This window comes from Solidesulfovibrio sp. DCME, from assembly GCF_049995385.1.
Classification (GTDB): domain Bacteria; phylum Desulfobacterota; class Desulfovibrionia; order Desulfovibrionales; family Desulfovibrionaceae; genus Solidesulfovibrio.
The window spans coordinates 245,638-258,374 of sequence record NZ_CP188261.1 but is presented as its reverse complement, the minus strand read 5'-3'; the positions used below and the strand labels follow the sequence as shown (position 1 = coordinate 258,374).

At 67.4% G+C, this 12,737-nt stretch carries 12 protein-coding genes; 2 read left to right on the top strand and 10 right to left on the bottom strand.

Going from position 1 to position 12,737, the window contains the following annotated elements:
- Positions 1-97 precede the first annotated feature (97 nt).
- The 9 genes from ACP59X_RS01185 to ACP59X_RS01145 form a co-directional block, all read right to left on the bottom strand.
- Complete coding sequence (locus ACP59X_RS01185; protein WP_428563858.1) at positions 98-805, bottom strand: ABC transporter ATP-binding protein; 708 nt, start codon at positions 803-805, stop codon at positions 98-100.
- Positions 792-1,571 carry an ABC transporter ATP-binding protein gene (locus ACP59X_RS01180; RefSeq protein WP_428563855.1) on the bottom strand — a complete coding sequence of 260 codons (780 nt, stop codon included), beginning with the start codon at positions 1,569-1,571 and terminating at the stop codon, positions 792-794. The genes ACP59X_RS01185 and ACP59X_RS01180 overlap by 14 nt, the downstream gene beginning before the upstream one ends.
- On the bottom strand, positions 1,568-2,470 hold the full coding sequence (locus ACP59X_RS01175) for a branched-chain amino acid ABC transporter permease (RefSeq protein ID WP_428563852.1): 903 nt from the start codon (positions 2,468-2,470) through the stop codon (positions 1,568-1,570). Before ACP59X_RS01175 ends, ACP59X_RS01180 begins: the two co-directional genes overlap by 4 nt.
- Before the next feature lie 3 nt (positions 2,471-2,473).
- Positions 2,474-3,424: a branched-chain amino acid ABC transporter permease gene (locus ACP59X_RS01170; RefSeq protein WP_428563848.1), complete on the bottom strand. Its 951-nt coding sequence runs from the start codon at positions 3,422-3,424 to the stop codon at positions 2,474-2,476.
- 63 nt (positions 3,425-3,487) lie between these two features.
- Complete coding sequence (locus ACP59X_RS01165) at positions 3,488-4,669, bottom strand: ABC transporter substrate-binding protein (RefSeq protein WP_428563845.1); 1,182 nt, start codon at positions 4,667-4,669, stop codon at positions 3,488-3,490.
- Positions 4,670-4,924: 255 nt separating this feature from the next.
- On the bottom strand, positions 4,925-6,208 hold the full coding sequence (locus tag ACP59X_RS01160) for an MBL fold metallo-hydrolase (protein ID WP_428563842.1): 1,284 nt from the start codon (positions 6,206-6,208) through the stop codon (positions 4,925-4,927).
- A gap of 275 nt (positions 6,209-6,483) precedes the next feature.
- Positions 6,484-8,496, bottom strand: a complete 2,013-nt coding sequence (locus ACP59X_RS01155) for a methyl-accepting chemotaxis protein (RefSeq protein ID WP_428563839.1) — start codon at positions 8,494-8,496, stop codon at positions 6,484-6,486.
- A gap of 29 nt (positions 8,497-8,525) precedes the next feature.
- The gene (locus ACP59X_RS01150) at positions 8,526-8,768 is read right to left on the bottom strand and encodes a hypothetical protein (RefSeq protein WP_428563836.1); all 243 of its coding nucleotides are present in this window, start codon (positions 8,766-8,768) and stop codon (positions 8,526-8,528) included.
- Between the two features lie 17 nt (positions 8,769-8,785).
- On the bottom strand, positions 8,786-9,298 hold the full coding sequence (locus ACP59X_RS01145; protein WP_428563833.1) for a hypothetical protein: 513 nt from the start codon (positions 9,296-9,298) through the stop codon (positions 8,786-8,788).
- Between the two features lie 128 nt (positions 9,299-9,426).
- On the opposite strand from ACP59X_RS01145, the gene ACP59X_RS01140 reads away from it, so the two are divergent.
- Together ACP59X_RS01140 and ACP59X_RS01135 are read left to right on the top strand one after the other, a co-directional pair.
- The gene (locus ACP59X_RS01140) at positions 9,427-9,933 is read left to right on the top strand and encodes an AAA-type ATPase lid domain-containing protein (protein ID WP_428563830.1); all 507 of its coding nucleotides are present in this window, start codon (positions 9,427-9,429) and stop codon (positions 9,931-9,933) included.
- A gap of 20 nt (positions 9,934-9,953) precedes the next feature.
- Positions 9,954-10,289 (top strand): hypothetical protein, encoded by a 336-nt coding sequence (locus tag ACP59X_RS01135; protein WP_428563827.1) that lies wholly within the window; start codon positions 9,954-9,956, stop codon positions 10,287-10,289.
- A gap of 177 nt (positions 10,290-10,466) precedes the next feature.
- Here the strand turns inward: ACP59X_RS01135 and ACP59X_RS01130 are convergent, their stop codons facing one another.
- Positions 10,467-12,698 (bottom strand): BatD family protein, encoded by a 2,232-nt coding sequence (locus ACP59X_RS01130; protein ID WP_428563824.1) that lies wholly within the window; start codon positions 12,696-12,698, stop codon positions 10,467-10,469.
- Between the last annotated feature and the right edge of the window lie 39 nt (positions 12,699-12,737).

Sequence of the window (12,737 nt, the reverse complement as noted above, 5' to 3'; positions counted from 1 at the left end):
TAGTGTTTAAAAATGAGCACTCATGCCCGTTGGAATGTGTTAATTCTGTAGCTCGTATTATTTTTGCAAAACCCTCGTATTTTTTAAGGGCGCACTACTAGCCCAGATAGGCCTTGGTGACCCGGGGATCGTGGAGGAGCTCCTCCGACGGGCCGGACAGGACGATGGCGCCGGCTTCCACCACATAGGTGCGCGCCGCCACCCGCATGGCCTGGAAGGCGTTTTGCTCCACGAGCAGGATGGTCGTGCCCATGGCCCCGAGCCCGGCGATGATCTCGAAGATTTCCGCCACCAGCAGCGGCGCCAACCCCAGGCTGGGTTCGTCGAGAAGCAGCAGCCGGGGCCGGCTCATGAGCGAGCGGGCCATGGCCAGCATCTGCTGCTCGCCGCCGGACAGGGTGCCGGCCAGTTGGCGCCGGCGCTCGGCCAGGCGGGGAAAGACCGAGAAAAGCCGCGCCTTGTCCGCGGCGATGCCGGCGCGGTCATGGCGCACGTAGGCCCCGAGCTCCAGGTTGTCGTCCACGGTCAGGCGCGAGAGCACCTGGCGCCCCTCGGGGCAATGGGCCATGCCCAGGCGCACCAGCGCCTCGGGCGCCAGTGCCGTGACGTCGCGGCCGTCGAAGCGGATGGTGCCGGCGCGCGGCGTGACCAGCCTGGAGACGGCCCGCAGGATGGTGGTCTTGCCCGCGCCGTTGGCGCCGATGAGCGTGACGATCTCGCCCGGGGCGATTTCCAGGCTGATGTCGCGCACGGCCACCACCGCCCCGTACTCCACGCGCAGTCCGGCGACCTCAAGCAGGGCCATGCCCCACCCCCCCGAGATAGGCCTCGATCACGTCCGGGTCCCGCTGCACGTCCTCGGGCGCGCCCAGGGCGATGGTCAGGCCGAAATGCAGCACCATCACCCGGTCGCACAGGCCCATGACCATGGGCACGTTGTGTTCGATGAGAAAGACCGTCAGCTGGAAGCGCTCCCGGATGTCGCGGATAAAACCGGCCAGGCCGGCCTTCTCGGCCGGGTTGAGCCCGGCGGCCGGCTCGTCGAGGAGCAGGAGCCGGGGAGACAGGGCCAGGGCCCGGGCGATTTCCAGGCGCCGGCGGTCGCCGTAGGGCAGGGAGGCGGCGAGGTCGCCGGCCCGGTCGGCCAGGCGCACCAGGGCGAGCAGCTCCATGGCCCGCTCGGTGATTGCGCACTCCTCGCGCCGGCTCCCCGGCGTGCCGGCCAGGGCGCGCAACAGGCCGCAACGCGCCTTGACGCGCCCGGCCACGCGCACGTTGTCCAGCAGCGACAGCCCCTCGAACAGGCGGATGTTCTGGAAGGTGCGGGCCAGGCCCAGGCCGGCGATGGCTTCGGGCCTGGCCCGGGTGATGTCGTGGCCGTCGAAGGTGACCGTGCCGCAATCGGGGCGCGTCAGGCCCGTGAGCATGTTGAAAAGCGTGCTCTTGCCGGCGCCGTTGGGGCCGATAAGCCCCATGATTTCCCCTGGGCGGACGTCGAGGGAGACATCGCACACGGCGGTTAAGCCGCCGAAGCTGCGCCGCAGGTCCCTGGCCGCAAGCAGCGCGCTCATGCCGCCCCGCTCCGCGCCGGCCGCAGCTTTCTGCCGAGGCTCCCCAGGGCGCCCATGACGCCCCGGGGCAGGTAGACGCAGGCCACGACCAGCACCAGGCCGTTTAAAATCATGCGCGAGTCCTGGAGGGGCCGCAGCAGCTCGGGCAACCCGACCAGCAAGGCCGCGCCGCAAAGCGGCCCCCAGATGGAGCGCGAGCCGCCGATGAGCACGTAGGCCAGGCAGGTGACCGAGGCGTCGAAGGTGCCCTGCCGGGCGTTCCAGGTGTTGAGGAAGGGGGCGGACATGGCCCCGGTGACCGTGGCCAGGGCGCAGCCCAGGACAAAGGCCATGACCTTGTTGCCGGTGGTGGCCACGCCCATGGCCCCGGCGGCCAGCTCGTCCTCGCGGATGGCGAACAGGGACAGGCCCCGGCCCACCGTGCCCAGGCGATGGACCAGGAGCATGGCCACAACAAACAGCGGCCCGAAAAACCACAGGTAGGCCAACCGGCTGGTGAAGGGCTGGGGGATGCCGAAGATGCCCACGGCCCCGCCGGCGATGGGCAGGTTGAGCACGGCCACGCCCACCACCTGGACAAAGGCAATGGTGGCCAGGGCCAGGTAGATGCCGCGCAGCCGCAGGGCCGGATAGCCCACGGCCAGGCCCAGGACCACCCCGAGGGCCAGGGCCGCCAGCCATTCGACCGGGTACAGGAGAAAGCCCAGGCTGTCCCGCCAGGGGGCGAACCAGGGATGGGTGCCCATGACGGCCGCCACGTAGCCGCCCAGGGAGTAGAATCCCAGGCTGGCCAGGGACAGCTGGCCGGCCATGAGCGGCAGGTAGAGGCTCAGGCCCAACAGCGCCTGCTGGACGATGGTGACGAGGAGAAAGCCGTAGTTTTCGAGCAGGCCGGACATGGCTCAGACCTTCTGTTCCAGGCTGCCGCCGAGCAGCCCCTGGGGGCGGATCAACAGGATGGCGAACAACAGCACGAAGGCCACGGCCTCCTTGCTGGCGCTTAAGTCCGCCGGCAAAAACGCCTCGCCCAGGCCGATGACGAAGCCGCCGACCACGGCCCCGGGAATGCTGCCGAGCCCGCCGAGCACCATGACGGCCAGGCCCTTGAGGCCGTAGGCCACGCCGAAATAGGGGCCGGCCAGGCCGAAGGAGGCGCCGATGAGCGTGCCGGACAGGCCGCCGAGCAGGCCCGAGAAAAAAAACGTGCCCCGGATGAAATGGTTGACGCCGATGCCGAGCAGCCGGGCCGTGTCGGCGTTTTCGGCCGTGGCTAAAAGCGCCTTGCCGGTGCGGGTGCGGTTGATGCCCCACCACAGCCCCAGCAACATGACCAGGCAGGCGGCGAAGATGATGACCTGCACCGTGCGCACGGCCACGGGCCGGCCGCCCACGGAAAAGATCACGGCCATGGGCAGGCTGCCGAAGATGTTGGCCGGAAAGGAATAGATCTCGGCGCCGACCAGGTACTGGATGCAGTTGACGATGATCAGCGCCACGCCCAGGCTGCTGACCAGGGCCAGGAGCGGGTCGGCCCCGCGCCGGCGCAGCGGCCGAAAGGCCAGCTGCTCCACGGCCATGCCGGCCAGGCCCGACAGCAGCGCCCCGACGATCAGGGCCGGAAAAAAAGGCAGGGTCACCGGCAGGGTCAGCCCGGACAGCAGGCCGTTGATGCCGAAACGGCCCACGGTCAGGGCGTAGGTGAGGTAGGCCCCCAGGGTAAACACCGCGCCGTGGGCGAAATTGATGATGCCGAGGATGGAAAAGACCAGGGTATAACCCAGGGCGAAGACGGCATAGACCGAGCCGATGCTCAGGCCATTGAGGAGGCTTTGGGTCAGCCAGGCGAAATCCATGGGGCTCCCAGCGCCTCGCCCGGCCGGAAGGGCTGCTCCCGGCCGGGGCCAAGGCCTTCGGGATTATTCGGTGACCAGGACGAAGGCGCCCGTGGTGCCGTCGGGTTGCATGACGATTTTGGAGACGTAGAAATCCTTCTGGTCGATTTCGCCGGAGGGCAGGATGGCGATCTCGCCCACGGGGGTGAGCGTGGGGCCGGTGCGCAGGGCGGCGTTTAGGGCCTCGCGCAGCTGCGGCAGCTCGAACGAGGTGATCTTCTTGCCGCTGTCGCGCTCCACCTTGGCCAGGGCCTCGGCCACGACCTGCACGGCGGCGTAGGCCTGGGCCGAAAACTGGGCCGGGGCCTTCTTGTAGGCCTGCTCGAAGGCCGCGACAAAGGCCTTGTTGACCGGGTTGTGCTCCACGGCGGCCGGGCTGTAGGCCTGGGCCACCAGGGTGTCGGCGCAAAGGGCGCCGCACACCGGGAACATGTTGGGCGAATTGAGGCCGTTGCCGCCGACGATCTGGCCCTTGTAGCCGAGCTGGCGCAACTGCTTGACCAGGTTGCCGGAATCGGCGGCCAGGCCCGAGATGACCACCAGGTCGACATTGGCCCCGAGCACCGTGGTGACCTGGGTGGTGAAATCGGTGTCCGTGGTCTGGAACTTCTGCACGGTGACGGTCTCCAGGCCCAGGTCCTTGACGGCCTGCTGGAAGACCTCGGTCTCGGAGGCCGAGAAGGCGTCGTTTTGGGCGTAGAGCACGGCCACCCGCTTGATGCCGGGGTTTTGCCGCAGGGCCTGCTTGAGGGAATGGGGGGCGACTTGCGTCATGGGCGCCGAGACGCGCGACACGAAGGGCCCGATCTGGGGGATGCCCTTGGCCGTGTTGGACGGGGCGATGACCGGGACCTTGGCCTGGTTGGCCAGGGGGTCGGCGGCGAAGGCCTGCTGGGACAGGGTGGGGCCGATGATGGCCACGACCTTGTCGCGGTTGATGAGGTTCTGGAAGGCGTTGACGGCTCCGGCCTCGTCGCCGCCGGTATCCTGGAAGGCCAGGGCGATCTTCGTGCCGTTGATGCCGCCAGCGGCGTTGATGCGCGCTTCGGCGACCTTGGCGCCGTTGACCTGTTCCTGGCCGAAAAGGGCGATGTTGCTGGTCTGGGCCACGGCGATGCCGATGGGGATGGGGTCGGCCACGGTTTGCGCCCGGGCCGGGACGATCCCGCACAACACGAGCAACAGGGCGGTCGCAAGACGTTTCATGGTCCCTCCGGGCCAGGCGCTTGGCGCGAAATGACAACGTTGTTCATGAAAAGGGTTATCCTGAACGACGGGGGTTTTCCTGTCAAGGTTCGGGCGGAATTGCCTGCGTCCCTCCAGGCAGGGGCACGGCGGAGGCCGGCGTTTGCCCCTGGGGGATGCAACGGCGCGTCGGCCGGACGCCGGCCCGGCAAGGCTTCGGGGCAGGCCAAGGGAGGCCGCCCCACCGGGCCGCCTCCCTCGTCTTCGAGGGCAGGCTCAGGCCTTGGACCGGCCACGGGGCTTGCCCAGGCCGATTTCCATCAGGTCCTCGCCCACGACCAGCGTGCCGGAAAAATTCCGCTGGGCCAGGCGCAGGCGCGCAACCGGCGCGTTGGCCGGGGCGATGTGGCTGAGCACGAGCTTTTTGACGCCGCACAGCTGGGCCACCCGGCCGACGTCGGCCGTGCTCGTGTGGGCGGTGACGACATGGTGGTACAGCGGCCAGGCCGGGTCCCCTTCCTTGACGCCCTGGTAGCAGGCCTTGATCCAGAAATCGTCGATGACTTCGTGGACGAGCACGTCCGCCCCCTTGGCCAGCTTCTGGAGGTTGCCCCGGGTGTCGGGGCCGGTGTCGCCGGAGATGACCACGGAACCGTCGGCGGTGTCGCAGCGGAAGGCGAAGGCGGGATAGACCTCGAAGTGGTCGACCAGGATGGCCGTGACGCGCAGCCGGTCGTCCCGGTAGACCTCGAAGGGCTCCATGGCCGGGCAGGTGATGTCCGCCGTCCAGGGCTTGGCCGGATCGGGGATGACGAAGCCCGGCGGCCAGGGCAGGGCCGCCGGGTCGCCGATCTCCTTGACGACGATGCTTTTGGGGATGTCCGGATAGCCCTCGTCCTGGGCGCAGTCGTTGAAGGTCTGGGCGAAGGCTTGCAGGATGTGGTCCGTCATCAGCCTGGTGCCGGGGGTCGGCGTGGTCAGGGCCGGGTCGCTTTGCCGGGCCTGGATGACCGTGCCGGCGTAGCCGGACCGGTTGTCGTCGAGCCGGCCCCGGTCGCCGGGGCCGATGACGGTCAGGGGCTGTTTCTGGGCATAGCCGGCCCGGGCGCCGATTTCCAGGAAGGTCGGGTAGTCGCCCAGATGGTCCATGTGCAGGTGGGTGAAAAAGACCGCCCGCATGTCGGCCAGGAACATGGACAGTTCCAGTTGGGTGCGCTGTCCGTCGCGGACGACGAAATGGCCGCAGTTGAAGCCTTCGGCCAGGCGGGCGCAGGCGCCGGCGCCCAGGTCGAAGAGGTACATGGCCTCCCCGACCAGCAGGACCTGGGAATTGCTGGCCCGGTTCGAGCCCGGCCACCAGGTCATGCCGCCGGTGGTGCCGAGCAGGACGAGCCGGGTATTGTATTTGCTTGTGCCGAGCAAGGACTTGTCGCCCGGCTGGGCGGCGAAGGCCTGTTTGAGGCCACAGCCCACGAGCAGCGGGGCCAGCGCCAGGGCGCCGGCTCCCTTGAGCACGGTGCGGCGCAACATCTTGGGTCCGAGTCCTTTTCTGGAGACCATGGCAACCTCCGCCGCAAGCGCCTGCGCCCTGCAAGGGATTCATCGATCGTTACAACATGCCACCCCTGTTTCCGTACAAGCCTGGCCGCGTCGCCGCCGGGCGGGCCCGCCGCCAGCGCCGGGCACGCCCGGCGAAGGGGATGCGCGCCCGGCCCAGGCCGTACGAAGGACCATCCGCGATTCGCGGCGCCTGGTCAACGGTTTGCACCGTTGCGGTAGTGACATCCAAGGGCTTGCGGGAGGCCTTTTGGGCGCGGTTTCCGCCCGGGCGGCCATCACGCCGTTTGCCGCATGTCGCCGATGAGTTTTTTCAAGTGATTGGCCTGGTCCGAAAGCGAGGTCACGGAACAGGAGGATTTCTGCATGGCGCCGGATGTCTCGGTGCAGATTTGATGCACGACCTCGATGCTGCTCGTAATCTGTTCACTTGCCGTGGACTGCTCTTCGGCGGCTGTTGCGATGGCCTGAATCTGCGAAGAGGCATCGCCGATCAGGGAGACGATATCGCCAAGCGCCGTCCCTGCCGACTGGGAAAGGACCGTTACGGTATCGATGGCGCCCACGGTGGTATCCACGGACTTGATGTTCTGCTGCGCCCCTTCCCGGATGCCCCGAATGACTTCCTCAACCTCATGCGTCGCGTGCATGGTCTTTTCGGCCAATTTGCGCACCTCGTCGGCGACGACGGCAAAGCCCCGCCCCGCTTCGCCGGCCCTGGCCGCTTCGATGGCGGCATTGAGGGCGAGCAGGTTGGTCTGGTCCGCGATGTCGGAAATCATGTTCATGATTTGCCCGATGCCCTTCGTCTGCTGCTCCAATTCGGACATGGCCGTTTTGAGGCGAAGGGACTGCTGCTGCACCTGGGCAATGCCGTCTACGACCCGCAACACGACTTCGGCGCCGTTTTGGGCCTGCTGTTTGGCCTGTTCCGCCGTTTCCGCGGCCCTGGAAGCGTTGCCCGCGACTTCGAGGACCGTGGCGTTCATTTGCTCCATGGCCGTGGCGGCTTCGCCGACCAAGCCGGCCTGCTGGGCGGCGCCCGTGTGTGCCTGCTCGATACAGGCCGACAAGTCCTGGACCTGGGACAGCACGGTTTCCGAAACCGTATCGGAACTGTTGGCGGCATTGGCCAACAATTCGTTTTGGGCCGTGATCACCCGTTCGCGTTGCGTCGCCTCGGTGATGTCCAGGTAGGAGGCGGCCACGCCGAGCATGGCGCCGCCGAGGTCCTTGATCGGCGAGAGGTTGCTCACCAGCACCCGGGTGCCGCCGTCGTCGGCCGGCACCTCGAATTGCCGGGAAGAGGGGATGCCTGTGCGCATGACCTCCATGACGCGGCTTTCCCGGGTCCGGTCGCGGTAGGCGAATTCGCTGATGGGCTTGCCGAGGTAGTCCGCCACCGCGCCGCTGCGGCCGAAAGCCTGGAGGGTGGCCGGCGTCAAGGATTGCAACGTCCCGTCGACGCCGATGATGGCGAAGGGCGTCGCGATCCCTTGGAGCACGCCCTGGGCCAACCCGAGTTTTTCCTTGAGCGTCTCCGTCATGTGCGCGACGCGTCCAGCCATGTCCGCGAATTCGGCGGCATAGTCCTTCACGTCGAGGCGGCGGCCATACTCGCCCTGGCTGACGGCCTGGACGTAGGCACCGACTTCCCGGGTGGGCCGGCCGACGCGGCGCCAGATGAGCAGCAGCAGCGCATTGGCCAGCACGAGCACCACCCCGGCCGCCGTCAGGGACAACTGGCGCGAGGCGTCCACCGCCGCGCCCTTGACGAGGATGCCTTGCGCAATCCTGGCCGATTCCGTGGCGATGGCGTCCTTGACCCCGGCCTTGACCTCGCGCCACAGCGGCGTTTCCTCCTTGTTGATGAGCTGGGTCGCCTCGGCCACCTTGCCTTCCCTGCCGCGTTCCTGAGCCATTGCCCGCAGCCTGTGGGCCTTGTCCCACAGGGCCCCCAGGCTGTTGGCCAAGGGCCCGAACTGCGGGTCCACCTGCCGCAACGCCTCCAGCGAGGCCCGGAAATCCGCGTCGGCCGCGGCGTAATTCTCCCAGGCTTTCTGGTCGGCCGGGTTGAGGATGATGTTGCGTGTGGCCTGCTCCGTTTGCAGGCCATGGGCCCATAACTCGTGCAGGCGCACCAATGCCGGGATATCGCGCTCCTTGACCGTGTAGAACTGGCTGGTGGCCAGGCTGCCCGCCCGATACGCGATAGCCATGTTGAGCACCAGGGCGGCCGTCAGGCTGATGGACATGAGGAGGAAAAACGATTTGAGCGAGATATTGCGCATGCTGCCTCCTTTTCAAAACGGTTTGTCTTTTACGAAGCCGCCTGGTTGCCCGCAGGGTCGGTCGCCCCGGCCTCGCGCGACGCGGGTGCGCCTTGGGAGAGCGCGGCTTCCAGTTGCTGCATGGCGGCCTCCAGCAGGGTCGCGAGATGGATGAGGAATTCGCGCGGGGATGCGGCTTGCAGCGCCTGCCGGAGGGACTCGGCCAGCGTTTCGATCACGCGCGCGCCGACAGCGCGGGCCTGGTCCGACAGCGACTGCAACAGGCCGTGCACGTCCCCAAACTCCCCCGCTAAAACGGCCCGATGGATCGCTGTTGCCAGGCCGCGCTACGTCCGTATGAATTGCGGCAGCCGGCCCCTGTACAGGGCGATATCCCCTCGGCATGGGCCAGCCCCTCGTCAATGCGAAGCCCCGGCACCTCCGTGTGGGCCGCAATCCAGTCATCGGGTGTACGGCCGAAACGTTGCCGCTGCGTGACGCCCCGCGCCAGGTGTTGGCGCAGGGTGGCGTACAACTGTCTGATGGCGAACGGCTTGGTCAAAAAATCGTCCATGCCCGCCGCCAGCGCCCGCTCCTTGTCGGAGGCGAACGCCAGCGCGGCAGCCCTGGCCCCCTGCCGCTCCAGGACGGCCGTGAGCACCTGCCGCAAAACCGGCATTCCCACGGGCTTTTGCAGGAACGCGGCAAACAGGCTCGGGCCGTAGGCGGGAAGCTGCTTGAGGGTTTCGGCATCATGCCCGGTACACAGGACAAAAGCCGGCGTCGGGGTGAAGCGCGGGGCGTCTTGGATGTTGCGCGCCAAGGCGAACCCGCTGCCCTCGGCCAACTCGCAGTCGCGGATGCCCTGGATGCGCGTTTGCAGGGATCGCGGGGAAAAGGGCTGCCGGTCGCCGGGAATTCCGCAGCGACCTGCTTTACCGCCTCAACATCGTGGAAATCCGGCTCCCTGCCTTGCGGGAACGCCTGTCCGACATCCCGCTGCTCACGGACTTCATCCTGGGCCGCCGCAAAGGCCCGCCCCCCGTCGCCTCGGCGGAATTCCTGGAGGCCCTGGCCTGTTACGATTGGCCAGGGAACGTGCGCGAGCTGACCAACGCCTTGGAGACGGCGGTGATCAGTTGCGAAGGGACAAAGACGCTCTATCCCAAGTACTTGCCCAGTCACATACGCCAACAATTGGCGCGGCGCGCCGTAACGTCCCGGCATCCCCAGGCCCAGGTCGGCAGGGCTTCCGAGGAACAGGAGCCCTTGCGCACCTGGAAGGAAGAACGGAATGCGGCGATAGAGGCTGCGGCCAAAAAGTATTTCATCGAACTGTTGCGCCACGCCTCCGGCGATATCGGATTGGCCTGCCGGCATGCCGCCTTGAGCCACCAGCACTTTTACGCCACCCTCAAGAAATACAACATCAAACCAGGGACCGGGCGCACAGGCTGAAGACCAAGGGAGAAGAGGAAATGCGCAAGGATGTCAAACAAGCCGCAAATACGTTTCTCTTGGAGACATACAACTTTCCCGAAGAGACAAGGGCACGGCTCCTGGAAAAGGCCACCCGTGAAATCCTGCTCAATTGCCAGCAACTCCTGTCAGCCATTTCTTCCGGGGAAAAAGCCGCTCCAACCAAGTGCGCCCATCGGCTCAAAAGCAACCTCAATGCCCTGGGGTTAGTGGCCTTGGTGCAAGAGGCAAAAAGCATCGAGGCCAATACGTTTTGCAGCGGCAAGGCCTTGCTGGGTGCAGCCATGAACTTGCGCGATAAAATCACGGACAAGCCTTGCAGCACCCCAACATAGCGGGGGTCGCGTTTGCTTGGGCAGGCCGGCGGCGCGGGGGAATGGCCGGGGAACGGCAACGGTCCGGCGGCACGGCATTGCGGTCCCCCAGACAGGGCGCGGCCCTTTTCCGGCGATGGGCTGGGCGCCATTGGCCCGTGGGCAACGCGGTTTCGTGCCCGCGCCGGTGCGTGGCTGTCACAGCGCGGCAACAGGCGGCATTGTCCCCGGAAGGCGCACGGCACCCCCAAAAAACGAAGGATTGAGCGGTCCGAGTGCCTGCCCTTGCCCACGAGGGGCCAACCGGCGGCGGCGCAATGCCTTGCGCATGGCCGCGACCCGCCTGGCGAGGGCATCGCCTGACCAAGGCACTTTTTCCTTGCCGTAGAGGCAGGCTTCCAGGGCGGCAAACTGCCGCTGGAGTTCCGGGTCGCCAAACACGTCGATGCATTCCGAGAGGCCGCCCATGCCCTGCGAAGGGTCTGCCGCATCGAACCACCGGGTCAAGGCCCGCATGCTTTCCGGCGCGTTCTGGGAAGCGGCGGCCCGCTGGAATTGTCGAAAAAGCGCTTTCTCCGTTGCTGCGTCGGCCCGTGCCCGGGGCCTGTGCCTGTTGCGCAGCAGCCACACTCCCCCGGTCCCCGCCCCGACGAAAAACACGGCCGCGGCGGCCCACCACCACGCGGAAGCCCTGCCGTGACCGCCGGCAACGCCCGGGGGGGCGCCCGCATCCAGCAACGGGTTCGGGGCCACCTGGAGCGTGACGGGAGGCAGTTTCACCTGCCGCAGGGCCGCCGTGGCCGGGTTCCACCACTGGATCCGCATTTCCGGCAGGGTATACGTCCCGGCCTTCTGGCACACCAAAGAGAACACCTCCACGCGTTTGCCGATGTAATCCCCGCGTGCGGTGTCGGTTGCGACCCGCGGCTGTCGGGCATACACGGCCAGGCCGTCGCTCGACGGCAGCCGCAAGGGGGGCAGCGCCAGGCCGGGCAGCCCCGTTGCCCGCATGGTGATGGTCCGGGTAAAGGCATCCCCCACCGCCGCCTTGCCCGGATTGGGGTCCCATTGGTCGGCGATGTTCAGGTCCGTTGCGGTCACGAACGGGAGTTTCGGGTCGGCGCCGGGCACGTCGAGGACCGTGATTGGCGCGGCCGTGGTGGTCAGGCTTGTGTCCACTTCCTGTCCCGCGTCCCCAAGGTACCCGAATTCCACCGCGAAGGCGGGCAGGGTGAGCGTGCCGGAGCGCAGGGGAAAAAGGGAAATGTCGTACTGCTTGGACATGTAGGCGACGCCGTCGATGGTCGTGGTGCCCAGGATCGGCTGGGCATCGTCCGCCATGATCGCCAGCCCGGCATCCTTGGGCAGATCGAAGCGCGGCACCCCGGCAAAGGAACTGGTCGTCAACAGGGTGACAAGCAGGTCCAGCCGCTGGCCGACCCAGATCTTGTCCGGTTGCCGCAATTCGCTTTGCAACAGGACCGGCTGGCCGGCCGCGGGGCACTGGCGCGTCGCCGCCAGCACGGCGGCCACCAGGAACAGGCCAAGGAGGGCGATGCGCCGGCTCATTGTTTCCCCTCCCGTTCCTGACTCCCCGGTTCTTGCTGCGTCGCCTGGTAGGCGAATTTGGCCCGCAGGAAATCCGCCGGCCGGGTCTGCACCTGGCGCAGCCACATGGCGCGCAGTTCCGCATCCGAAAGCCGCTGCTGGCCGCCGGCCACCGTCTCCTTCTGGTCCTGGGGCGCGTTGGCCGCCTGCTTGTCGAAAACGATCTTGTCCGGCGGCAGGTATGCGCCGCGCCAGCTCCGCGACATCCGCGTCATCAACGGTCACGACCGTCAGATCGGCCCCGACCGTGGCGGCGGCCTGTTTCCAGGCCTCGGGGTTAAGCGGCGGGGCCGGCGGACTGTCCGCCGGGACGCGCACGCCCTTGGGCGCGGCCATGGCGTAGAAGTGCACCGCAATGCCCGTGTCGCGGCGCACTTGCCCCATTTTGGCCAGTTGCGACGGCGGCAGGGAATCGGCCACGAGCAGGATCGAGCCGCCGAGGCCCGCCTTTTGAAACAGCGCGGCGGCCTGGGTCAGCGCCGCCAGCGGGTCGTCCCCGGCACCCGGCATGACGTCCGGGTCAAGCGCCTGGCTGAACATGTCGATGATGTTGGGGTCGACGGTAAAGGGCATGACCAGGTGGCTCGAGCCGGCGTAGGCAACAAGCGCGGCCTTGGCGCCGGGGCGCAGCTTGAGCAGGTCATGGATTTTCTGCGTCGCCCGCACGAGGCGGGAGGGCTGGATATCCTTGGCCAGCATCGTGGGCGTGACCTTGAGGACGATCACCAGGGCGGCGGCATCCTGGGTAAACGGCGTGGGTTCCCTTTTCCAGGTCGGGCCGGACACGGCCAGGATGCCGATGGCCCAGAAGGCGGCCAGCAACAGGACCGGGGAGCGCTGCTGCCGCCGGCCCGCGCCGAG